Here is a 22760-nt window from a genome sequence, read left to right on the forward strand (position 1 = left end):
TAAACATACATATACCACCACTACCATACAAACCGAAATTTAATAACATGGTAGTTAAGTGATGAAAAAGAGTTTATTGGGCGGCCTTATTCTGTCTTTGTGTACAACTCCAGCTTTTGCGCTAAATATTTTATTGGTTAACGATGACGGCCTAACCAGCAATATCAAAGCACTTTATGACGAATTAAAAGCAAATGGTCATAACGTGCTTGTGTCTGTACCGTGTTCACCACAAAGTGGTCGCGGTGGCGCGATTGTGATGTACAGCTCAACAACGATTACCGCGGATAATGATAAGCAAATTGCGGCTGAAAATGGTTGTCACAATGGCGCAGCACCAATTGGTGCACCTGCGGTTGGAACCTTTACCAAAGCAGGTTATACCAATGGCGACTGGAACTACACGCATGGCACACCAGTCATGGCAACAGTTTATGGACTAGATGTAGTTGCACCAAAACGCTGGGGTAAAGCACCAGACCTAGTTTTATCTGGCCCGAATGAAGGCCAAAATGTCGGAAAAGTCGTTGTACACTCTGGTACGATTGGCAATGTACAGTTTTCGGCAGGACGTGGCATTCCGTCTATTGCATTAAGCGCCGATACCAACACGGTAGATGACAAAACTTTAAACAACCCTAACTCTGCAATTGTGGCAAAGCAAACTGTAGTGTTATTAAAAGAATTACAAGCTAAGGCAGGCAAGGGCCAATTGTTGCCAAAAGGCATTACCCTCAATGTGAATTTTCCTAAAAATTTAACAACCAGTACGCCGTTTGCATTTTCAAAAATTGGGTCTTATGACTTATATAAGCTGAAATTCCAAGTGACTAAAGACAATAAAGGCAATAACCAGTTTGGTCTAGGAATCGATGCGGCACCATCGGCCCCAACTGCCGCTCAAATGTCGGATGAAAGCGCTGTAATGCAAAGCAAAATTGCTGTGACTGCAATGCAAGTTGCTTATGACCAACGACCAGCAGGTCAAGAATGGCTTAAAATCCGTTTAAAAAGCTTATTTAACAAGTAAGGAGAAAGACCATGAAACGTTGTTTATTGGTTTTACTCCTTGGGCTTGGATTGGCGGCTTGTAATGACAATGATCATGATGCCCAAGTCTCGACTGAAAAACCTGCACTAGCACCGAGCTTAGATGCCGGAACTTATATTATTAGTACCGAAACTGATCAAGAATTACCTATGGCGGGTAAATACTATTCTGGTGCAGATGGGACTAAATTATTGGTTTTAGATGATGACGAAAACCGTGCCAAGATTGTGATGAGCTATGATGCAAAAACAAAAGCTTGGCGAAGCAACCAGTCTAATCAGGCGATGACAGTCGAATTAGCGCATTATGAAAAAATTGCTGATCAAAAACTTTTGCTTAATCAATTGGTCGGCACCTACGATTTATCGTTTCCGGATGGAACGACGGTAAATGCCGAGGTGAATGCACAAGGCAAAATTGTCTCGAAAGATTCAAATTGTGTGTTTACGGGTGTGATTACTGAAAGTGCATTAGCCAATACCGCAAACTATCAACTGACCGATAATAAGTGTGATGCGCTAAAAAATAACTCGAAAGGTTATGTTGTGGTAGATGAAGACCTAGAACCTATGAGTTTTAGACTTGTATCTGACACGATTGCATCAAAAGACATTTGGGCATTTGCACAATCTTAAAAATAAAAAGACAACGGATTTATTTCGTTGTCTTTTATCTCAACTTATCTTGCGCCGTTGAAACAATTAACATGGTTTGAAGGTAATAATCGATACGTGATTGATTATTTTCTTTATGTGAGTTGTGCGCATTAAAGGCTGCATCATGAAGTTTCACGACTCGAGCGATCGGATTTGAACTACAACGAATTAAATATTCTTCGCGTGTTTCAGTTTCTCGTTTAGTTAATGCATCAACCGCATCACGAACTTCTTTTCCAAATAAGCTTTCGATTTTGGCTAGGGTAAGAGGGGTGTCTTCAACACTATCGTGGAGAAGGGCTGTAATAATATAGACTTCTGAAAATTGGTGCTCAATTAATGAGTTGACCACACCTTTAATATGGTAATCAAAGTAATCATGAGGACCATACTTCTGACCTTGATGAGATTCTTTTGACAATTTCTCTGCTAATTCAACTTTATTTTGAGTCATTTTTTGCTCTTATTACTTTGAGTATATAACGCAGCCTAATTGGTGAGATGGGCCGCTTAAATAATAATTTTATACTGAATACTTAAGGTAGGCATACTCGTTTTAAAGGTTACCCATGATCGAATTTTGATAAAAACCTGGTTCAATACCTAGAGGTTGGTCGTATTTAAACCTGAGATAGGTTCGCCGTAAGTAATTAATGCGCAAAAAGTCTTTTTAGAAAATATTTACTTATTTTAATTAATAGAAAAATTAACAATAAATGGGATTTATAAACAGAATAAAGTTTTCTAAAGCCTAATAAAAAATTCCTGTAAAGCCTTTTTTAGAAGACAAAATAGACGTAGCTAATGATAAAATATCGTACTAGTTCATCAACATTTAGAACTTTAAAACAATTTGTTAACACTATAATTTAGAAATATTCTGGAAAATTTATGGAAATTTTTGAACTTGTCAAAAAAAACTTATCGGCCTTTATTGCTTCATTTGCTGTCTCTTTCCCAGCTTGCTTATTCCTTGTGAATCAATATGTGAGTGCTCCTCAAGTTGAATCGTTAAAATTGGCTAATGCAAGTTTGCAAACTTCCTATAATCTATTGCAAAAAAACTATGAAGATAAAAAAAGTGAGTCCAAAAGCTTAGATGAGACAAAAGATATTCTAACTACTAACTTAAATAAGAGTAATAGTGAGCTAACAGTAAATCATTACAATGTGCAGAATTTAAACAACAAAATTCAAGAATTGAATAATGAAAAAGAAACTTTGAACCTAAAATTAGACCAAGCCTATGCTGATAACCGAAAGTTGCTGGCACATCTTAAAAACTATCAGGAAAATGCTGATATTCTCCAAAAAATCAGTAATCTTGAATTAAAGAAACAAAATGCTAGAAACGGTCATGCAAGGTCAGTTTTTGATAACAAGACAGATCAAGAAATCAGAGCAGATAACGAAGTAATAGCTAAAGAATATCAACAGCAAATACTCAATTTGCAAGATAAGTTAAAGTGTGTGAATCAGTCCTAAAAATACGCCCTGAAGGGCGTATTTTTATAAGGAAATCATTATTTTTCTAATAAATATTTTTTGTTAGGTATTTATAAGAACTTTTTGCAACTTTAAAATTTAACTTAATGATATAAAAGCAGATTGTAAATATTACTTAAGAATATCCTTAATTATGTAATTAAATGAAAAATAATAATTATTTAAATATTTTCTAGCCAATTTCACATTGACACTTCAAATATTGGAGATTAACATTTGGCTTCTGGCCTACATTGCCAGGCAGTTTTGACAGACTGCTATAGGACCGCATCGGGATTATTCCTTCCGAGGAATAGTTTTGTGTGTACTTCTCGTTCCCTCCCGTAGCGGTAGGACGGGAGAGGGACACTTTATGTGTGCTGGAGTCCTACCAGTCTGTCAACCCGCTTCCGTTCTGCCACCATAAATCTTATGCTTTGGCAGAACTCCATAAATAAGGAGTTGGCTTTGCACATCCATCATTTCTTGGCAACCCTTGCCAAAAGCTATAACAACACAGCTTAAAACATTTAATGCAGCTTGATTGCCGTAAGGCTATTTCAGGCTTTAGCTCGTTATTACTTAAAACTTCGCAACAACTAAAACTTGAGATGTGCTGGGCACAGTCTTTACGGCTTTGCTATGCCTTTTTTTCTCCCAAAAAAGCCAGCGGTTTTTATATCTCATTTATATACAACAAAAATTTAATTTATAACGGTAAAAATATGCCAAATTTAGTTCTCCCAACACGTGCATTAAAAGTTGTAAATACATCAATTGAGTTATTTCACCGCCGCGGTTTTCATATTGTGGGCGTCGACAGACTTGTAAAAGAATCCGAAATTACCAAAGCAACTTTTTATAACTACTTTCACTCTAAAGAACGGTTAATTGAAATTTGCCTGATGGTGCAAAAAGAGCGACTCCAAGAAAAAGTGGTTGCTATGGTCGAATACGACCACGACACAAACGCAATCGACAAACTCAAGAAACTCTATGTTTTACATACCGATGTAGACGGGCTGTATTACCTATTATTTAAAGTCATTTTTGAAATCAAAAATACCTACCCAAACGCATATACAACCGCCGTGAGATATAGAACATGGTTAATGAATGAAATCTATAGCCAACTTAGAGTACTTAAACCCGATGCTTCTTTTACCGATGCCAAATTATTTTTATATATGATCGAAGGCGCCATTATTCAGCGTTTAAGTTCCGATGAAGTGAATGAAAGAATGGTTGAGGTGTTTTTGAAAAGCTTAAGCGTATGTTAAGTTAGATGTATAAAAGATAATTTCTTAATAATTAATATTTGAGTATCTATGAATGAGTCAGAAAATTTTAAATCGGTTTGAAGAGCTAATTAAAGAAGCCAAATCTATTGCTCAACATAAAAGAAATAAAACAGTTCAGAGAGCTGGCATTTCTAAATCAGTAGATTATTTTGAAGAGCCAATAAATGAATTATATTTAACATGGAAGGTTAAAACCGAAAATCTTTTACGTGTTGCATGTGGGGAGGACTCAGTACATTATCAAACTTTTTTACGAGAAAAAGAAAATGGATTATATGCTCCCATTAAGTTACAGAACTCTATACCAGTAATTTTAGCAGCATATGATGATCTTAAAGGCGGTTTTTTAATATCTTTCAAGCAGATAGTACAGGCTGAAGTTTTTGATAGTGAACTTGAGCAAGCTAAATCGCTACTTGAAAATGGATATAAAAATGCTGCTGCTGTAATTGCAGGGGTTGTATTAGAAACAGCTATTAAAGAGCTTTGTACCAATAATGGAATAGATATTTATCTTCCTGATGGAAAAAGGGAGAAAAAATTAGAAAAACTAAATGAAGAGTTAACTAAAGCAGGTATTTACCCACTAACACAACAGAAAAAAATAACCTATTATGCAGATATTCGAAATAATGCTGCTCATGGAAAACCAGAAAATTTCGATTCTGATGAAGTGAAAGATATGATAAAAGGTGTCGAAAAATTCTTAATAGACTATCTATCCTAATATAAAAATAGTCCACCGTTATTCAATGGTGAACCCTACAAACCAAAGTATAAATTCTTTACTATTTTTTATATTCCTTTAGATAACTATAATATTCTACGCTATTTTTATCTTTTACAACCTCTTTATTTCCTACTAATTTCTCAGCTATTTTATTTGAAGCGATGTTCTCTGAGTCTACGTTAGCTTCAATATAAAAAGAAGTAAGGAATAGATCGGACAAAGGTTGTTAGTTAAAACATAAAAATATTCGGAAGTATAAATTAAATTTTATTTATATCCATGTAATCACTTATTTTATTGTATATAGTTGAAGTGGAATTTACAGCCGACCTAATAATTTCTTTACCTACAAGAAAATCAACTTCTCCACTCATAATCAATTCTCTGTAACTCAATACTGTCTTAAAAGATCCCTGTATTTTTTCTTGATACACTAGAAAATCCTCACTTTTTGTAAGCTTATGAAGCATATTCACTGAGAGGTAAGCTGCATAATATACTGATTGTAATTCTTCGAATTCATTGACTGTTATTTCTTCTTTATGAGATAGATGAAGGTTAATTGTTATATATCTTTGTAAATTTTTAATAGACTCTATTGCTTGATCACGTATCAATTTTTTATGTTCTTGTTCACGCCAATCAGTAAACAACAAGTAGGCTACAATGGGAGTATAGATGGTTGCTGACCATGAGAGTAATCCTGTCAAAACTGATGACCAATCAGAAGGTTTATCAAATAAGTTTAAGCTAACTAATGATTGAAATATCAGATATATAAAGATACATACAATAAGAATAATTCCATAAAGAACTATCATTTCACATATTAGATCCACTTTTGTTTTCATATTTTTTTCTAGAGGAATTTAAAAATAGAGTGTAAGTAAGTCGTGATTTTTAAATAATACAGAACCTTACTTGTAATTTCCACCCCCACAAATGCCTCAAGTTGAGGTATAGTTCACCTTTTAGATAGTAACTTCTTTGATTGCAAGTGATATTATGGTTTCTATTAAATTAAAAGATAAAATAAATGAAAATAGTGAATTTATTTCAATGCGGAGAATATTTGAAGAAATAAGAGAAAAGACAGATCTCAAAAAGGATTTCGAGATAGCTGAGCTGTTAATACCAATAGCTAAAAAATGTCATGCTTATAATCAATATCAATTAGATAATGGCAAGCCTATGCGCTTATTTGAGAAAAATCCTAGTGATAGAAATAATGATTTTGACTATACATTATTAGAAATCGCGAGAGGGGACTTATATTTAGATGATAGTAGTATTTTTAATAATTATGCTCTTCAAAAGTCAGATTTTTATTATGAATTTGAGGTTTTTTTGAGATCATGTGATTTAGAAAGTTTAAATTATAATGATTTGGTTAAAGAGGATGATTTTAATTCTATAGACGACATTAAACTATTATTAAAGAAAATTTGTGATCTAGAAAATCTTGTACGTGATCAAGATTTATTTATTGAAGAATTAAAGAATAAGCTAGAAGAGTTTAACCAGCTAACAGATGAAATCAATGAAAAAAGTTCGGGGCTGGAATATATAAATTATGGATTAAGCAATAGAATGATGTGGCTTGAGGACGAGAAGTCCGATCTTGAAATAAGAATAAAAGAATTAGAAAGTAGAACAGACATGCATCCAGCTTTAGATCCGAAAAATAAGCATCATGCTCCAGAGTTACTTCTGGCTATACATGCATGGGAGTCAAAATATATTCACAAGCAATATCCACATCAAGAACATAGCCCAGCAATAAAAGCTTTTTTATCTAAATCTGGTTTTACAGTTAAAAGATTACAAGACAGAATTGCAGCAATCACTAATCCTAAAAATATTAATAAATCAAAATCTTAATTAAGGTGACACCACAAGGTGTCACTATTTTTTTATGAGGTGGCACTTGTATGACACCTCATATCTTTTGTTTTAATAGTCTTATCACCACGATGAGGCTTTTTTATGAGTATTACAGTTTTAAAAAATGATTCATTAATAAATTATTTTTCTGATGACACGGTAGCAACAGGGAAAATTCAACTGACCGATCCAATGCAATTACTAGCAGATCCAAATTTTTTACGTAATGCTTTACTGACTTATTCAGAAAAAGTGATTGAGCTAGAGCACAAAGTTGAAGTTATGCAACCTACCATGGAAGCATTTGACCGTATTGCTACAGCCGAGGGAAGTATGTGCCTAACTGATGCTGCTAAAGCTCTACAACAAGAACCGCAAAAATTTAATAAGTGGCTTCACATGAATGGCTGGATTTACAAACGTCATGGCAGCAAATGTTGGGTTGCTTATCAAGAGAAAATTAAAGCGGGATATTTAGAACATAAAGTAAAGGATATTCAGCTGCCTGATGGGACGATCAAAATCACGGAGCAGGTAAGAGTAACACCAAAGGGTTTAACCAAGCTTTCAAAGCTTCTAGGAAACAATAATGCATAATTTAGGCAATAAAAAAGCCCTTCAGAGAATTCTTGGCGGAATCAAAGGGCTTTGGATTGCTAACACAAGGAGTGTTAACATTGAACAGTATGGTACAAGGGTTTGGGAAAAATCAAGTCTACGATGCCAGTGATGTTGCTGAAGGTTATGGTTTAATAACAAAATATATAGCCAGCTTAGAGTGTTTAAATCAGATGCTTCTATTTAGTTAAAGCACTATGAAAAAGCCCTAAATAATTAGGGCTATTCAAGACATATCTATATAAGAAATGATCTTCAATGAGGTTATTTCTTATATGGCATAGATTCAAGAATTTCTTTAATAACAGCTGGGTCCACTACGTTTTCATACATAGTGTTGAAAGTATGTTTCTCATCTTCAGTGGTTTGAGCATTAACAATAGCTTTCAACTTTTGCTTATATTCAGTATGACCAGCTTGGTACATGGCAGCGTAACTCGACCAGAGAGCATATTGCTTTTGTGGATTATCATTACTTAATTTTTCGTATTGTGCCTGATATAACTTAGCTGCTTTTTCATAACAGCTATTAATTTGGTTGGTTGGCTTTTGTAATTTTCTTTGAATTAAACATTGGGTTTCTTGAATGCTTGCTGTGCTATCTAAAGCAAGAATTTTTGTTGCCAAAATATCGGCTTCATTTAAATAACCTAGTTGCAGTAGTACTTTTAATTTCAACTTTTGCACTTCTATGCTTGAATCATTGTCATTTGGAAATTTCTTTAAAAGTTTTTCCAACTTTGCTTGTGTGGATGTAATGTCAGCTTCTGTCTGAAGAGAGTTCATAATTTCATTGAACTCTGCCACAAGTGATTTTAACGCTTCTTTTTGGTTATTAGATTGTTCACTCTGCACTTGGGTGATTTTGGTTGTGCTATTAGGGTTATTACATGCAGCAACCAAGGCACTTAATAATAGAATCGTTAATAATTTATTCATAACTTTTTACACCTTGCGCGCCGCAGAGTTTAAGGAAAACTTATATTTTTTAATAGGAGGCATGGGATGTACAGAACCCACGGTATCCGAAATTACTGCGGTATATCCTAATTCAAGTTCTACATCAACGAGCTGTAAATTTGGTTCTGGCAACTTGATAGTACAACTTCCCAAAGGGGCCTTATTTTTATCTGTTGGCCAATATCCTTGATCACTTTTTAACTTGGTTCTGGCAATCTCTTTACCTTCCCGTGAAACAATTGCGGTCCCAAAAGGGTAAACAGTTCCCTTGTGGCTTAATGGAGCTGCATTAATAACGACACTTAAAAATAGTTCCTTGCCTTGAACTTTGTAGTTTAGAAAATAGCTTACAGCTCCATCCAGAGGTGTTACACCTTCATCACCTAAAAGAACAGCCTTATGGCTAATGTAGACATCAGTTTTATACTGCTCAATGTAATAGTTTTCATATTTTTCTTCTCTAAAACTATCAGTAGTCTGCTGTTTTTGTGAAATTGGAGCTGATGATGATTTTGAAGCTGATGATGCCGCACCACCACCATTGTCTTGAACAACTAAGTTTTGTTGAGGCAGTAATTTGCAACCACAAGAGAGTGAATCATTAACACGAGCAGCGGCTTTGCCGAAGATCTGCATGTTTGGATCACCGGAGACAATAGTTGCAACGACTTTATGAGTTGGGCAAGTTGCTTTGTCGCCAACACAGGCAACGGGAATTCCGTCAATCAGGAACATACTATTCCCTGAGATTACTTGACCACCGCCAGTAGTAGGGCAGCCTATAGTTATATATGGTGTCGCCAAAACTATTCCTTCTTATTTTCATGAAGTGGTGGAATGATAGCAAAGAGGGGTAGACAGTGCTGTATAGTTTTATTTATCAGGATGCACAGCTCATACGACCAATAATAATGTGATTTAAAAAGATAGGCATGAAGATTCTTTTGAAGAATTTTTTATGTCATTCTCCTTAGAGATTAAATGTTTATTCGATTAACTTTATGAGGATGGTTGGTAAGAATGAAGTCATTTCTTATATATGACTCCTTGATAAAAAGATATGTTTTATTAACTGTGGGGCTAATTATTATTGCTTTTATGATAGCTATCTTTTTTAAAGGGGAACTTGAAATTGATTTTGCGATTGGGGCTGTTTGCGGCTATTTAAATATTTTTCTATTGTTAAAGAATTATAGATTTCCACTTATTCCCGAAGTTAAAGAAGATAGTGACGACCTTGTTATGTATACAAGGGTTAGTCTTCTTATTTTTTTTGTTTTGATAGAGTTTGGTTTTTTACTTGCCGCATTATTTTAAATTTTTATGAATGTATGAGTAAGAATGAATTAGAAATGATTAGAATTTTGCTCTTAATTAAATAAACACAGATATCTCGACAACATCTGGGAACTACAACGGCACCGCGATTTATTATAAAAAGCTCGTTTGATTACCACTAAAACGTATCTATTTGGAAAGCTCCCCCCAATTGAGAAACTTTCCAATATTTGGCTTAAAGATGTTTTTGAAAGAACGGAATAATTTTTTCTAAAGCTTGAGCAACAGACTCAGGTTGGTCATATAAGTCATAGTGGCTAGCGCCTTTAACCACAAAAAGGTTCTTATCTTTAGAAGCAGCTTTGCTATATAACTCATAACCATCGCGATAAGAACCGAATCCACCCGCTATATCACCAATCACAATTTGTAAGGGTTGAGTGAGCAAGTGTTCTGCCAAATGAAATGCATCGAACCCAACAGCAGCGGCTAAACCTGAAAAGCGAAGTTTATTTGGTGAACCTTCTGCCTGACCGCGCGGGGTTTTGTAGTAATCAATCGCTTCTTTGATATCAATATCATTGATTCCAGCTTGTTCACGCTCTTGCTGTGAGTTTGGAATATACTGGGTAATAAATGGTTCAGCACCACGCGCTTCGGCAGTACGCTGTGCTGCAATGGCTTCTAAAGTTTTAATGGCAGCTTCAGGTGTTTGGTCACCTTCACGCATTAAACGGCCATAGTTTGCCGCAACCACAGTTGCGACTGCTTTAAAACGGCGTTCAGTCATAGCAGCATTAACAGCATAACCACCGCCACCACATACGCCTAATACACCAATACGGTTTTCATCAACATAACTAAGCGTTGTTAAATAGTCGGCTGCACAGCGGAAATCTTCTACACGTGTTGCAGGGTCTTCAAGAAAGCGAGGTTCTCCACCGCTAGCACCTTGATACGATGCATCAAATGCTAAAGTAATAAACCCAGCTTCAGTGAGTTTTTCACCATAGATTGCGCCGGCAGTTTGTTCTTTACAGCTACTAATTGGATGCGCACATACAATGGCTGCATATGTTTTGTTTTCATCAAAATCTTTTGGAAAACGAATAGTTGCAGAAACATCGATGTTTTTAATTTTGAAAGTTACAGTTTTCATCATATTCTCTCCGAAAGAGGAACTAGGTCGATGAAATTAATATAACCGTGGTGATTTATTATGATAATCCACTATAATCAGATAGCACTTATATTGAATACTTATAAATAATGAAAGAAAATTTAAATGATTTACACACTTTTATGGTCGTTGCTCAAGAACGGAGCTTTACCCGCGCAGCCGCAAAACTCAGAACTTCACAGTCAGCCATTAGTCAAACACTCCGTAATTTAGAAGACCGAATTGGCATAAAACTATTATCAAGAACAACACGAAGTGTGGCACCTACAGAAGCAGGCGAATATCTATTAAATTTGCTTCAACCTGCAATAGAAGAAATAGAAAATGGCATAAATCAAATTAGTGCTTTAAAAAATGATCCAGCAGGAACACTACGTATCAGTGCCGATGAATATGGAATACAAAGTGTTTTATGGCCAGCAGTTGAAAAAGTCATACAACAATTTCCAAAAATTTCAGTAGAGATCATATCTGATTATGGTCTTGTTGATATTGTAGAAGGGCGTTTTGATGCAGGACTTCGAAGAGGCGGTTTAGTTTCTAAAGACATGATCGCTTTACAGGTGAGTAAGCCAATACAAATGCTAACGGTTGCAACCAAAGAGTTTTTAGCTCGTTATGGTCACCCAAAGCATCCAAAAGATCTAGTGGAATACCAGTGTATTAATTTAAGATTACCCACACATGGTGAACTCTACCGTTGGCAATTTACCAAACAAGGTAAGACACAAATAATTACTGTTAATGCTAAAATCGTTTTTACAACCTTATCTCCAGTGCTTCAAGCCGCAAGGAGCGGTGTAGGAATCGCTTATCTACCTATTGATATGGTTCAGCCTTATATTGAAAGTGGTGAACTGGAAGAAACGTTGAAGGACTGGCGACACAGTTATGAACCTTATCACCTGTATTATCCCCATAGACGAGAACAAGCACCTTTATTAAATATCTTAATTGATGCGTTAAAAGAAAATTTTAATAAAAAGTAGCTGCTCATAAGACTTATGGTTGGAGCCAAGGATTAGAGTTTTGCTACTAGTTAAATAAACACGGATATTCCAATAACATCCGTGTCCGAAAAGACCTAAAATGAATGATGCTTTTTCTCTGCCAAGAGCATGGTTTGTTTAAGCTGTTTACGATTAAAACCTAGAAACTCAATCACATTTCTAAACAATGCGGGTGCTTTCGCAATCGGGGTATTTATTTTAGGTACAACAGTCATATCTTTACGCCGTTCTATACTTTCAACTACACCCGAGACAACTTCATCAATAGTTATATATTTCCAAATACCCGAGTTGCCTTTCCACACAGCTTTACCTGCTGGGTCATTTTGAATACTGTCCATCATTGGGGTCTTAAAGAAGGTCGGATGAAGGCTACCAACGCCTATATTTAAATATTTTAATTCTAGACGAAGGCTATCACATAAAGCCCAAACGCCTGCTTTACTCGAAGTATAGTGAGTGTTTAACGGGGAGTGGACGAAAGCCGCCATTGAAGATACTGCCAGTAAATACCCCTGAGTTTGTTTTACATACGGTATAGCTGCGCGGAAAGTACGAAATACTCCAGTCAGGTTAATATCGATGGTTCGCTCAAAGGTTTCAGGAGCCATATGTTCTAGTGCTTCCGTTGAGCCTATGCCTGCATTTGCAATTACCACATCAATTTTACCGAAGTGTTGAGCTGCATTTGCCATAGCAGTTTCTAGGCTTTCCAAAGAACGGACATCGGTTACCCAACCTGCGGCAATGCTTTTTCCACCTAGCTGTTTTGCCTGACTTTCAACTTTGCTCAGGTCTAAATCTAGTAGTGCGAGTTTTGCACCTTTGGCCTGTAATGCCTGACCAATCGCAAGACCTAGGCCACCCGTTGAGCCTGTAATTACCACAACTTTATCTTTTAATTCATACTTCGCCATTTTCAAAATCCTTTAACTTAAGCTTGAGCTACTGGAACAGTACGTTTAAGAAAATCAATTTGATCTTTCACCACATGTTCAAAGGCTTGACCTGTGTAAATGTCAAAATGACCGTATGAATAGGTTTTTATTTCTTTATGAGGGGTACGCTTGGCATGACGCAGCGTGGCTTTTGCAGGAGCAACAGTATCCGTTTCACAGATACAAAATAGAACTGGAGCTTTAATTTTTGGAGTCTTACGTCCCGGATAATAACGGATAATGTCCAATGCAAACCGTGCTGCCACGTAGTTTTTGTAGTTAGGTTCATCTTTAATTATGGACATAATTCCCGAATAGGCATCTGGAGCAGTCATTAACGCCGTTTCATGCTCTAGTCCTGCAAGTTTAACCATAAGTGGTTCTTTATTCAGCGCAGCCCCTATACGGTCACGCACAGCCAAAGCCGTAAGTTTTACTGAAGTTATAGGACTCATGGCTAAACTAGAAGAAAGGCCATCGGTAAATGGACATTGTGAAACTACTGCGCAAATGTTGGCATCCTGAGCGGCAGTAGCCAACACATGTCCGCCAGAAAAAGAACTTCCCCATAAAATAATCTTGTTTTTATCAATATTTGATAGGCTACGAGCATATGCAATAGCGGCTTTCCAGTCTTCGAGCTGACTTTTTATATCTAGTAATTGTCGAGGTTGACCTTCGCTATCCCCAAAATAGCGATAATCAAACACTAAACAAGCATAACCCTCTGCCACAAAACGGTCTGCAAAAGCTGTTAAACGCATTCTTCGAGTACCACCCAAACCATGCGCCATCACAATCATTGGAGTAGCGGCCTCGGTCGTAGGACGATATAAATAGGCACTGCATTTCACGCCATTTGAATCAAACTGAATATCTAGTGGCGTTTGTGGCACATTCTTTAAATTTTTATTCATCATGTTTCTCTCAATATTTGCTATGACGCTATGATCTAAAAAATAATGAGATAAGGCTTGATGATAGCCGCCATATTGCTTGACACTTTGCGCCAAAATTTGGATTGGGCAGGTGCTTTAGTCATTTGCTTTTGCTTAAAAGCTTTAAGTACACTACTTGATATTTAACGCCAAATTAGAACTATACGAAATGAATGGATTGAATAAGCCGTTGTATAGAAGAAGGATTCCTGAAACCTATGTTCAGTTATTGTTTGAATATCTCGAAAAACTAGGACATGACCCAGAAAAGGTTCTTGGTGAACCGTGGCCTAAAACAGATTCAAATCATTTGGAAGGCGTAGATATTGATCATTGGGAAAGTCTTCTTGTTATCGCTAAAGATTATTTAAATGATCCCTTCATTGGCTTACATGTGGGCCAAACTATTACAGCTCAGCATCTGGGTGTTTTAGGTTCTGTATTTCTTGCGTGTGAAAATTTGGGAGCGGTTTTAGAAAGATTTGAGCGTTACCAAAGACTTGTATATGACGTGGTGCCCGCATCTGTACATATTTACCCAGAGTATGTTGAGCTTTCGTGGGATACAACCGATGATCAAACAGTCGGGGGCTTATCTGATGAAACTGGCCGTACCGTTATAGTTCAATTTTGCCGTAGTCTCATTAGAGGAAAAGAAAGACTTAAAGAAATACATTTCATTCATGAACAGCCTGAAAATGTTCAGCCTTATGAAGAGTATTTTGGTTGTCCTGTGCTTTTTGAGCAACCCGTGGCATTGATGCGTTTCGATAAGGAAATCTTAAGTCTACCGCTTAAAAACTCCGACGCGGCCTTAGTTGCCATACTAGAAAAACATGCTGACAAGTTACTGGCAAGTCTGCCACATATTGATGAAATTACAGATCAAGTTCGTAAACAGATTGCTTACTTACTTCATCAAGGCGAACCAACTATTGAACAGCTTGCAGAGCGATTAAATTATTCACGTAGAACCTTGCAACGCCGTTTAACCGAGGCAGGTACGAATTTTCGGAAAGAATTAAATACTGTCCGTTACGAATTAGCAAAATCGTATTTAAAAGATCTAAGGCTACAAATTGTAGAAATAGCCTTACTGTTAGGTTATGCCGAGCACAGTCCATTTACACGGGCTTATAAAGAGTGGTCGGGTAAAACACCACAACAAGCTAGAGAAGAAATGAATGAGTTAAGGTAGAACTTTCATACTATAAGTTCTACCTTTTAAGTCTATACAAATGCTTTAAAAAAGATATGCAGATGTTTTGAGTGTTCATTCATCGTTTAATGCACATTCAAAATTACTTGGGTTTTCTTTACATCTTACTTTTTTCAAAAAGTTCATCATTTTTGGGTCGTAGATACCTGCTTTGGTTAGCTGTATACGAGCCTCGCGCATCATTTTCATATAGTTTAATTGTTCATTTTTAGGAATATCCATCCAATATTTTGAAGGAATATCACTTTCATATTTGGCAATAATGCCAAACGTTCTATTGAGTTGGCTGGCTACCCAAGTTCGAGACTTTTGCCCAAAACCCGCAGGGAATTGGTCTTTACGAATAATGAAGTTTGCTGAAATTTGAGTCAGAGGGAAACGAACAATTGCTCCTTTCTCACCTAAACCTTTGTAGAGTTCAAAAGGTTTAAACGCCACAATAGGAGCGGGCACAATATCAATTTCATGGTTATTAAATTTTGCACCGGCATTGGTAACGTCTACCGATACAGCCTGACCCCCGACATGTTGAACAAGCTTTGGTTGGGCTTCATCGTATTTAAATACCCCAATTTTTTTACCGGCAGCTTTGGCGAGAGTATTTATACTTCGATCATTTACAAATAAATAGGCAGGACCAATTGTGCCTAAACCTGCAATTTCATAAGGACCTACCACCATGTTTTTTGCTGCCATAGGTGAAGACAACAGCTTATAGGCATTAATTGCCGTTTTCATATTTGTTAATGCACCAACTGCATCTAAAGATCCTGTATATTTATTAAATTGACGGCCACGTAAACCGCTAATAATAGCGCCATCACATTTTCCAACTTTCAAATCTTCGGCAGCTACACGTTCATCAACATATGCTTTTAAAGATAGATCAGCTCCCCAATTTTTTGCTTCAAGTGCATAATCTTTGGCTAAAGCGAAAGCGTCTCCCGATTTACCAATGGGGTCAAACACACAGACGACTTGTTGTTTGGCATAAAGAGTTGTTGTTAAACATGTACTTGTAATAAGTAAAATAGCCTTAAAACGATCCATATCTAGTTATCCATTATTTAAATTATAAAAATTATTTTATAAATCTTGGTAAGGTTAGATATGGCATTTCAATAAAAATTTTAAGGTAAAAAGTCAAAAGACAGCTTGGGATCAGGAAGTCATTTAGTTATTCATAGAAATTTTTATGGTGAAAATACTTTTCGAGCCTTGATTGCTATATTGAATAGTACTTTTCAGTGCCACAACAATTGCATGTACAACAGCAAGACCTAAACCTGTGCCGCCAAATTCTTTATTCCTTGATTCTTCTAATCTAAAGAAAGGCTTAAATAAATCGTCTTGGAACTCGGTTGCAATGCCGGGGCCTTCATCCTCAATTTTTAATATCCAGTTTTGTGATACCACTTCCGAGGAAATTTTAAGTTTGCCTGCATTTGAATAGCGTATAGCATTATCAATTAAAGCAATTAAAACTTGCTCAATACGACGGCGGTCGCAATATACAGGAGTGGACGTTAGGTCAAGTTCTGGTACTAGCTTAGCTTGATCCAAACGATCTTCAAATGCTTTAAGAACTTTTTCAACTACCGCCTTAAAGTCAAACAATTCATAATTTAACCGGAGTTGCTGGTTCTCTACTAAGCTTAAAGTCCGTAAGTCTTCGACTAAGTGAGATAAACCTTCAACTTGATTTAAAAGACTTTTAAATAGAACTTCATCAGGTTTAAAAACGCCGTCGATGATGCCTTGTAAACGGCCTTGTAAGATCGTTATAGGCGTTCTTAACTCATGTGCGATGGCTGCATTCCAAACCTGCGCATTTTTGACGGAAACCTCTAGCTTTTGAGCCATATCATTAAATTTATATAAAAGCTCCGACATTTCGGCGGAGTGAATTCGGTTATCGTAAGCTCTAGCAGAGAGGTCGCCGTGACTAATTTTTTTTGCTGCTTCGGCTAAGAAGTTAATTGGCACAATAAAACGCTTTGCAAGGCGCATGCCAATCACTAACGAAATAATACAGCCGCAAAAGATAACAGTGGCTAACCAGATCCAGTCTACAAAATGAAAACTGGTCCAATCTTCTTGTTGAAATGAGCTTAAACTAATCCAGCCTTTTTCAATCGCATAGTTATAAATGACATAACCCAGTACTACAGAAAATAGCGTAACGCTTAAATTTACAATAGTTAAGGCAATAAAAAGTTGCTTACTAATTCCTAACTTACTTTTCATAAAATATTCCCTAGCTATTTTTTAATATTATTTAGGCGTCATCTTTTACAGCTAGGGGATTATCTAGCCTATATCCCACGCCACGCACATTAATTAACATTTGAAATATGCCTTGTTCTTCTAGTTTTTTTCTCAGCTTACTTACATGGCTATCTACGGTTCGCTCTAGTGCATCGCTATCATTCATGCAGTGATTCATAAGTTCTCCGCGCGTAAAAACTTTATGAGGTTGGTCAATCATGAATGAAATAATCTTATATTCAGTTAGCGTCAGATTAAGCAAGATTTTCTTATTCTCAGAGTGTATATAAACGCTATGAGTGTCGGTATCAATTTCAATATTTTTATAGATTTTATTCTTATTAGTTGCTTTGTTTGCAAACTGAGTACGTCTTAAGACTGCCTGAACTCTAGCGATGACTTCATTTGGGTTAAAAGGCTTCACCACAAAGTCATCTGCACCTATGCGTAATGCCATAACTTTATCAATATCTTGATCTAGCGCCGTCAACATGATCACGGGAGTCTGAGCTTTTTGGCGTATTTTATTTAACACTTCCCAACCGTTTAATTCGGGTAATTTAATATCAAGTAAGATTAAATCGATGGGTTGGCTAGCGTGCAATTCAATTGCTTGCTTTCCATTCATGGCCCGAATAACACTCATGCCTTCACGTTTTAAATAATTTTCAATAATGTCGCCAATATCGTAGTCATCTTCTACCACAAGAATAACTTTATCTTGGCAATCAAAAGAAAAAGAATGATCAAACATAGAAAATCTGGCTATAGAAAGTGCTTCAACTCATCATACGCTAAATTATCCGTATTTCTCCACACTTACTCCACACTTTAGTGATTATCCCTACACACTCATCAAAAATAATACGAACATCAAAAAGTCACTAGGTTTGGACAGTATGCAAAAGCATCTTTTACTTCCTTTATTTTTATCTATTGGGCTGATATTACAGGGGTGTGATTCAAAAGAAGTCGCTCAAGCTGAGCCACCACCGGCTAAAGTCAGTGTATTAAGCATTCAACCGCAATCGGTAAATTTTAGTGAAAATCTTCCTGCACGTGTACATGCATTCCGTACGGCGGAAATCCGTCCGCAAGTCGGAGGTATCATTGAAAAGGTTTTATTTAAACAGGGTAGTGAAGTTAGAGCAGGACAAGCTTTATATAAAATTAATTCCGAGACTTTTGAGGCAGATGTAAATAGCAATAGAGCTTCTCTCAATAAAGCTGAAGCTGAGGTAGCAAGACTCAAAGTTCAGCTAGAACGTTATGAGCAGCTGTTACCAAGTAATGCAATTAGTAAGCAAGAAGTAAGTAATGCTCAAGCTCAATATCGTCAGGCTCTAGCCGATGTCGCTCAAATGAAAGCATTGCTGGCCAGACAAAACTTGAATCTGCAATATGCAACAGTTCGAGCGCCTATTTCTGGGCGTATTGGGCAATCTTTTGTCACTGAAGGTGCATTGGTCGGTCAGGGCGATACCAATACGATGGCAACTATTCAACAGATTGATAAAGTCTATGTTGATGTAAAGCAATCAGTTAGTGAGTATGAGCGCCTACAAGCTGCGCTACAAAGCGGTGAATTATCAGCAAATAGTGATAAAACCGTTCGTATTACCAATAGCCACGGGCAACCTTATAACGTCACAGCAAAAATGTTGTTTGAAGATATTAATGTTGACCCGGAAACAGGCGATGTCACATTCCGTATTGAAGTTAATAACACTGAACGAAAATTACTTCCGGGTATGTATGTGCGTGTCAATATTGACCGTGCTTCTATTCCTCAAGCGCTATTGGTTCCGGCGCAAGCGATCCAACGTAATATCAGTGGCGAGCCTCAGGTATATGTCATCAATGCCCAAGGTACAGCGGAAATTCGTCCTATCGAAATTGGACAGCAATATGAGCAGTTCTATATCGCTAACAAAGGCTTGAAAGTCGGTGACAAAGTCGTTGTTGAAGGTATTGAGCGTATTAAGCCAAATCAAAAATTGGCATTGGCAGCATGGAAAGCACCAACCGTCGCAAATCATGCTTCAAGTGTAGAAACCAAAACTTCTATAGCTGAGGGGGCGCAACCATGATGTCACAATTTTTTATTCGTCGTCCCGTTTTTGCTTGGGTTATCGCGATCTTTATTATTATATTTGGATTGCTGAGTATTCCTAAACTGCCAATTGCACGTTTTCCAAGTGTGGCCCCGCCACAGGTGAATATTAGTGCGACTTATCCTGGTGCTACAGCTAAAACCATTAACGATAGCGTTGTAACCTTAATTGAGCGCGAATTATCGGGTGTAAAAAATCTACTCTACTATAGTGCGACAACAGATACTTCCGGTACAGCAGAGATTACCGCTACGTTTAAACCGGGCACAGATGTGGAAATGGCTCAGGTCGACGTTCAAAATAAAATCAAGGCTGTAGAAGCTCGCTTACCGCAAGTTGTACGTCAGCAAGGTTTACAGGTTGAGGCTTCATCGTCCGGATTTTTAATGCTGGTCGGGATTAACTCTCCAAATAATCAATATTCCGAAGTTGATTTGAGTGATTATTTGGTTCGAAATGTTGTAGAAGAGCTAAAACGTGTCGAAGGTGTAGGGAAGGTTCAATCTTTCGGTGCCGAGAAAGCTATGCGTATTTGGGTTGACCCGAATAAGCTTGTTTCTTACGGTTTATCGATTAGTGATGTGAATAATGCCATTCGTGAAAATAATGTCGAAATTGCACCCGGCCGACTTGGTGATTTACCAGCTGAAAAAGGCCAGCTCATTACTATTCCGTTGTCGGCTCAAGGGCAATTGTCTAGTCTCGAGCAATTTAAAAATATCAGCTTAAAAAGTAAAACTAACGGTAGCGTAATTAAGTTATCTGATGTTGCCAATGTAGAAATAGGTTCACAAGCATATAACTTTGCCATTTTGGAAAATGGTAAGCCTGCTACCGCGGCAGCAATTCAATTAAGCCCGGGTGCTAACGCCGTGAAAACTGCCGAAGGTGTTCGAGCAAAAATTGAAGAATTGAAGCTAAATTTACCGGAAGGCATGGAGTTTAGTATTCCTTACGACACCGCGCCGTTTGTCAAAATTTCAATTGAAAAGGTAATTCATACATTACTTGAAGCCATGGTTCTGGTTTTCATTGTGATGTATCTGTTTTTACATAATGTCCGCTATACGCTTATTCCAGCAATTGTGGCGCCTATTGCCTTACTCGGTACTTTTACCGTGATGTTGCTTGCCGGCTTTTCAATTAACGTACTCACCATGTTCGGTATGGTGCTTGCCATCGGGATTATTGTCGACGATGCCATTGTCGTAGTTGAAAACGTCGAAAGGATTATGGCGACTGAAGGATTATCGCCTAAAGATGCAACCTCTAAAGCAATGAAAGAGATTACCAGCCCGATTATTGGTATTACGCTGGTATTGGCGGCAGTATTTTTACCTATGGCATTTGCGAGTGGTTCTGTAGGGGTAATCTATAAACAGTTTACCTTGACCATGTCGGTATCTATTTTATTTTCAGCGCTATTGGCACTCATTTTAACACCGGCACTTTGTGCCACGATCTTAAAGCCAATCGATGGGCATCATCAGAAGAAGGGCTTCTTTGCATGGTTTGACCGTAGTTTCGATAAAGTCACTAAAAAGTATGAATTGATGCTGCTTAAAATCATCAAACATACAGTTCCAATGATGGTGATCTTTTTAGTAATTACCGGTATTACCTTTGCCGGAATGAAATATTGGCCAACAGCATTTATGCCAGAGGAAGATCAAGGCTGGTTCATGACTTCGTTCCAGCTACCTTCAGATGCAACCGCAGAGCGTACTCGGAATGTAGTCAATCAATTTGAAAATAATTTGAAAGATAATCCCGATGTAAAAAGTAATACCACCATTTTGGGATGGGGTTTTAGTGGCGCAGGACAAAACGTAGCTGTGGCTTTTACGACACTTAAAGATTTCAAAGAGCGGACTAGCTCTGCATCTAAGATGACAAGCGCCGTTAATACTTCTATGGCGAACAGTACGGAAGGTGAGACCATGGCCGTATTACCACCCGCTATTGATGAGTTAGGTACTTTTTCAGGTTTCAGTTTACGTTTACAAGACCGCGCTAACTTAGGTATGCCTGCTTTACTGGCTGCTCAAGATGAACTTATGGCAATGGCAGCCAAGAATAAAAAGTTCTATATGGTTTGGAATGAAGGGTTGCCACAAGGTGACAATATTTCTTTAAAAATTGACCGTGAAAAGCTTAGTGCACTTGGTGTTAAGTTTTCTGATGTTTCAGACATCATTTCTACATCAATGGGTTCAATGTATATCAATGACTTCCCTAATCAAGGACGTATGCAACAAGTCATTGTACAAGTTGAGGCTAAATCACGTATGCAATTGAAAGATATCTTGAATCTGAAAGTCATGGGTTCAAGCGGTCAATTAGTCTCGTTATCAGAAGTTGTAACGCCACAATGGAATAAGGCACCACAACAATATAATCGTTATAACGGACGACCATCTTTGAGTATTGCTGGTATTCCTAACTTCGATACGTCATCGGGTGAAGCAATGCGTGAAATGGAACAACTGATTGCGAAATTACCAAAAGGTATTGGCTACGAGTGGACAGGTATTTCCTTACAGGAAAAGCAGTCTGAATCACAAATGGCCTTTTTACTTGGTTTATCAATGCTCGTGGTCTTCCTTGTCTTGGCTGCACTCTATGAAAGCTGGGCAATTCCACTTTCTGTGATGCTGGTTGTGCCACTCGGTATTTTTGGAGCAATCATTGCCATTATGTCTAGAGGGTTAATGAATGATGTGTTCTTCAAAATCGGGCTAATTACCATTATTGGTCTATCGGCAAAGAATGCAATTTTGATTGTTGAATTTGCGAAAATGCTGAAAGAAGAAGGCATGAGTTTGATTGAAGCCACTGTTGCCGCAGCCAAACTTCGCTTACGGCCAATTCTGATGACATCACTTGCATTTACGTGTGGTGTAATTCCTTTGGTGATTGCCTCAGGTGCAAGTTCAGAAACTCAACATGCTTTAGGCACAGGGGTTTTTGGCGGCATGATTTCAGCCACCATTCTGGCTATTTTCTTTGTTCCCGTGTTTTTTATCTTCATTTTGGGTGCAGTAGAAAAGCTATTTTCCTCTAAGAAAAAAATCTCATCTTAAGTTCAATGCATCAGGGGAAATACCAATTTCCTCTGATGCTTCATATG

At 37.2% G+C, this 22760-nt stretch carries 22 protein-coding genes; 12 read left to right on the plus strand and 10 right to left on the minus strand.

Annotation, left to right across the window (positions count from 1 at the left end):
• The first annotated feature begins 58 nt into the window (after positions 1-58).
• Together surE and EGT34_RS01070 are read left to right on the plus strand one after the other, a co-directional pair.
• Positions 59-1030 (plus strand): 5'/3'-nucleotidase SurE, encoded by a 972-nt coding sequence (gene surE, locus EGT34_RS01065; protein ID WP_086241990.1) that lies wholly within the window; start codon positions 59-61, stop codon positions 1028-1030.
• Between the two features lie 11 nt (positions 1031-1041).
• Positions 1042-1686: a hypothetical protein gene (locus EGT34_RS01070; RefSeq protein WP_024437567.1), complete on the plus strand. Its 645-nt coding sequence runs from the start codon at positions 1042-1044 to the stop codon at positions 1684-1686.
• Positions 1687-1720: 34 nt separating this feature from the next.
• Here the strand turns inward: EGT34_RS01070 and EGT34_RS01075 are convergent, their stop codons facing one another.
• A complete protein-coding gene (locus EGT34_RS01075; protein WP_024437566.1) occupies positions 1721-2161 on the minus strand; it encodes an HD domain-containing protein in 441 nt (146 codons plus the stop codon).
• Positions 2162-2598: 437 nt separating this feature from the next.
• On the opposite strand from EGT34_RS01075, the gene EGT34_RS01080 reads away from it, so the two are divergent.
• The 3 genes from EGT34_RS01080 (at position 2599) to EGT34_RS01090 (ending at position 5220) form a co-directional block, all read left to right on the plus strand.
• Positions 2599-3192 (plus strand): hypothetical protein, encoded by a 594-nt coding sequence (locus EGT34_RS01080; RefSeq protein ID WP_024437565.1) that lies wholly within the window; start codon positions 2599-2601, stop codon positions 3190-3192.
• Between the two features lie 725 nt (positions 3193-3917).
• A complete protein-coding gene (locus EGT34_RS01085) occupies positions 3918-4472 on the plus strand; it encodes a TetR/AcrR family transcriptional regulator (protein ID WP_024437564.1) in 555 nt (184 codons plus the stop codon).
• A gap of 52 nt (positions 4473-4524) precedes the next feature.
• Complete coding sequence (locus tag EGT34_RS01090) at positions 4525-5220, plus strand: HEPN domain-containing protein (RefSeq protein WP_024437563.1); 696 nt, start codon at positions 4525-4527, stop codon at positions 5218-5220.
• 263 nt (positions 5221-5483) lie between these two features.
• On the opposite strand, the gene EGT34_RS01095 is transcribed toward EGT34_RS01090, so the two are convergent.
• Positions 5484-6074 carry a hypothetical protein gene (locus tag EGT34_RS01095; RefSeq protein WP_024437562.1) on the minus strand — a complete coding sequence of 197 codons (591 nt, stop codon included), beginning with the start codon at positions 6072-6074 and terminating at the stop codon, positions 5484-5486.
• A 136-nt stretch (positions 6075-6210) separates the two neighbouring features.
• Here EGT34_RS01095 and EGT34_RS01100 point away from each other — a divergent pair, with 136 nt between their 5' ends.
• Both EGT34_RS01100 and EGT34_RS01105 read left to right on the plus strand, forming a co-directional pair.
• The gene (locus tag EGT34_RS01100; RefSeq protein ID WP_123794380.1) at positions 6211-7104 is read left to right on the plus strand and encodes a hypothetical protein; all 894 of its coding nucleotides are present in this window, start codon (positions 6211-6213) and stop codon (positions 7102-7104) included.
• Between the two features lie 105 nt (positions 7105-7209).
• Positions 7210-7704, plus strand: coding sequence for a phage antirepressor KilAC domain-containing protein (locus tag EGT34_RS01105; protein WP_024437109.1), 495 nt, complete (start codon positions 7210-7212; stop codon positions 7702-7704).
• Positions 7705-7989: 285 nt separating this feature from the next.
• On the opposite strand, the gene EGT34_RS01110 is transcribed toward EGT34_RS01105, so the two are convergent.
• Entirely contained in the window at positions 7990-8664 is a 675-nt protein-coding gene (locus tag EGT34_RS01110) for a hypothetical protein (RefSeq protein ID WP_024437108.1), read from the minus strand.
• 6 nt (positions 8665-8670) lie between these two features.
• The gene (locus EGT34_RS01115; RefSeq protein WP_024437107.1) at positions 8671-9489 is read right to left on the minus strand and encodes a PAAR domain-containing protein; all 819 of its coding nucleotides are present in this window, start codon (positions 9487-9489) and stop codon (positions 8671-8673) included.
• A 216-nt stretch (positions 9490-9705) separates the two neighbouring features.
• Between EGT34_RS01115 and EGT34_RS01120 the strand changes: the two genes are divergently transcribed.
• A complete protein-coding gene (locus tag EGT34_RS01120) occupies positions 9706-10002 on the plus strand; it encodes a hypothetical protein (protein ID WP_024437106.1) in 297 nt (98 codons plus the stop codon).
• 196 nt (positions 10003-10198) lie between these two features.
• Here the strand turns inward: EGT34_RS01120 and EGT34_RS01125 are convergent, their stop codons facing one another.
• Positions 10199-11122 (minus strand): alpha/beta hydrolase, encoded by a 924-nt coding sequence (locus EGT34_RS01125; RefSeq protein ID WP_171456079.1) that lies wholly within the window; start codon positions 11120-11122, stop codon positions 10199-10201.
• Between the two features lie 110 nt (positions 11123-11232).
• Between EGT34_RS01125 and EGT34_RS01130 the strand changes: the two genes are divergently transcribed.
• Complete coding sequence (locus tag EGT34_RS01130) at positions 11233-12132, plus strand: LysR family transcriptional regulator (protein ID WP_024437104.1); 900 nt, start codon at positions 11233-11235, stop codon at positions 12130-12132.
• A 95-nt stretch (positions 12133-12227) separates the two neighbouring features.
• On the opposite strand, the gene EGT34_RS01135 is transcribed toward EGT34_RS01130, so the two are convergent.
• The gene (locus tag EGT34_RS01135; protein ID WP_024437103.1) at positions 12228-13070 is read right to left on the minus strand and encodes an SDR family NAD(P)-dependent oxidoreductase; all 843 of its coding nucleotides are present in this window, start codon (positions 13068-13070) and stop codon (positions 12228-12230) included.
• A 17-nt stretch (positions 13071-13087) separates the two neighbouring features.
• On the minus strand, positions 13088-14008 hold the full coding sequence (locus tag EGT34_RS01140; RefSeq protein ID WP_024437102.1) for an alpha/beta hydrolase: 921 nt from the start codon (positions 14006-14008) through the stop codon (positions 13088-13090).
• A gap of 190 nt (positions 14009-14198) precedes the next feature.
• Here EGT34_RS01140 and EGT34_RS01145 point away from each other — a divergent pair, with 190 nt between their 5' ends.
• Positions 14199-15227 carry an AraC family transcriptional regulator gene (locus tag EGT34_RS01145; protein ID WP_024437101.1) on the plus strand — a complete coding sequence of 343 codons (1029 nt, stop codon included), beginning with the start codon at positions 14199-14201 and terminating at the stop codon, positions 15225-15227.
• A gap of 75 nt (positions 15228-15302) precedes the next feature.
• Here EGT34_RS01145 and adeT1 read toward each other — a convergent pair whose 3' ends face one another.
• The 3 genes from adeT1 to adeR all read right to left on the minus strand — a co-directional run bounded on the left by adeT1 (position 15303) and on the right by adeR (position 18270).
• Positions 15303-16298, minus strand: coding sequence for a putative multidrug efflux protein AdeT1 (gene adeT1, locus EGT34_RS01150; protein WP_000373596.1), 996 nt, complete (start codon positions 16296-16298; stop codon positions 15303-15305).
• A 123-nt stretch (positions 16299-16421) separates the two neighbouring features.
• The gene (gene adeS, locus EGT34_RS01155) at positions 16422-17495 is read right to left on the minus strand and encodes a two-component sensor histidine kinase AdeS (RefSeq protein ID WP_031975145.1); all 1074 of its coding nucleotides are present in this window, start codon (positions 17493-17495) and stop codon (positions 16422-16424) included.
• Between the two features lie 31 nt (positions 17496-17526).
• Complete coding sequence (adeR, locus tag EGT34_RS01160) at positions 17527-18270, minus strand: efflux system response regulator transcription factor AdeR (RefSeq protein ID WP_024437099.1); 744 nt, start codon at positions 18268-18270, stop codon at positions 17527-17529.
• A gap of 145 nt (positions 18271-18415) precedes the next feature.
• Between adeR and adeA the strand changes: the two genes are divergently transcribed.
• Together adeA and adeB are read left to right on the plus strand one after the other, a co-directional pair.
• Positions 18416-19606 (plus strand): multidrug efflux RND transporter periplasmic adaptor subunit AdeA, encoded by a 1191-nt coding sequence (adeA, locus tag EGT34_RS01165; protein WP_001169091.1) that lies wholly within the window; start codon positions 18416-18418, stop codon positions 19604-19606.
• Entirely contained in the window at positions 19603-22713 is a 3111-nt protein-coding gene (gene adeB / locus EGT34_RS01170) for a multidrug efflux RND transporter permease subunit AdeB (RefSeq protein ID WP_000987604.1), read from the plus strand. The genes adeA and adeB overlap by 4 nt, the downstream gene beginning before the upstream one ends.
• Positions 22714-22760 lie beyond the last annotated feature (47 nt).

It is taken from the genome of Acinetobacter sp. FDAARGOS_558, assembly GCF_003937785.1.
Taxonomy (GTDB): Bacteria; Pseudomonadota; Gammaproteobacteria; order Pseudomonadales; family Moraxellaceae; genus Acinetobacter; species Acinetobacter baumannii.

Coding starts and splice junctions, on each gene's coding strand:
- EGT34_RS01135 (WP_024437103.1), bottom strand. CDS start 13,070: ATGGCGAAGTATGAATTAAAAGATAAAGTTGTGGTAATTACAGGCTCA.
- EGT34_RS01105 (WP_024437109.1), top strand. CDS start 7,210: ATGAGTATTACAGTTTTAAAAAATGATTCATTAATAAATTATTTTTCT.
- EGT34_RS01085 (WP_024437564.1), top strand. CDS start 3,918: ATGCCAAATTTAGTTCTCCCAACACGTGCATTAAAAGTTGTAAATACA.
- EGT34_RS01080 (WP_024437565.1), top strand. CDS start 2,599: ATGGAAATTTTTGAACTTGTCAAAAAAAACTTATCGGCCTTTATTGCT.
- EGT34_RS01095 (WP_024437562.1), bottom strand. CDS start 6,074: ATGAAAACAAAAGTGGATCTAATATGTGAAATGATAGTTCTTTATGGA.
- adeS (WP_031975145.1), bottom strand. CDS start 17,495: ATGAAAAGTAAGTTAGGAATTAGTAAGCAACTTTTTATTGCCTTAACT.
- EGT34_RS01120 (WP_024437106.1), top strand. CDS start 9,706: ATGAAGTCATTTCTTATATATGACTCCTTGATAAAAAGATATGTTTTA.
- EGT34_RS01090 (WP_024437563.1), top strand. CDS start 4,525: ATGAGTCAGAAAATTTTAAATCGGTTTGAAGAGCTAATTAAAGAAGCC.
- EGT34_RS01130 (WP_024437104.1), top strand. CDS start 11,233: ATGAAAGAAAATTTAAATGATTTACACACTTTTATGGTCGTTGCTCAA.
- adeB (WP_000987604.1), top strand. CDS start 19,603: ATGATGTCACAATTTTTTATTCGTCGTCCCGTTTTTGCTTGGGTTATC.
- EGT34_RS01075 (WP_024437566.1), bottom strand. CDS start 2,161: ATGACTCAAAATAAAGTTGAATTAGCAGAGAAATTGTCAAAAGAATCT.
- EGT34_RS01140 (WP_024437102.1), bottom strand. CDS start 14,008: ATGAATAAAAATTTAAAGAATGTGCCACAAACGCCACTAGATATTCAG.
- EGT34_RS01110 (WP_024437108.1), bottom strand. CDS start 8,664: ATGAATAAATTATTAACGATTCTATTATTAAGTGCCTTGGTTGCTGCA.
- adeA (WP_001169091.1), top strand. CDS start 18,416: ATGCAAAAGCATCTTTTACTTCCTTTATTTTTATCTATTGGGCTGATA.
- adeT1 (WP_000373596.1), bottom strand. CDS start 16,298: ATGGATCGTTTTAAGGCTATTTTACTTATTACAAGTACATGTTTAACA.
- adeR (WP_024437099.1), bottom strand. CDS start 18,270: ATGTTTGATCATTCTTTTTCTTTTGATTGCCAAGATAAAGTTATTCTT.
- EGT34_RS01125 (WP_171456079.1), bottom strand. CDS start 11,122: ATGAAAACTGTAACTTTCAAAATTAAAAACATCGATGTTTCTGCAACT.
- EGT34_RS01145 (WP_024437101.1), top strand. CDS start 14,199: ATGAATGGATTGAATAAGCCGTTGTATAGAAGAAGGATTCCTGAAACC.
- EGT34_RS01070 (WP_024437567.1), top strand. CDS start 1,042: ATGAAACGTTGTTTATTGGTTTTACTCCTTGGGCTTGGATTGGCGGCT.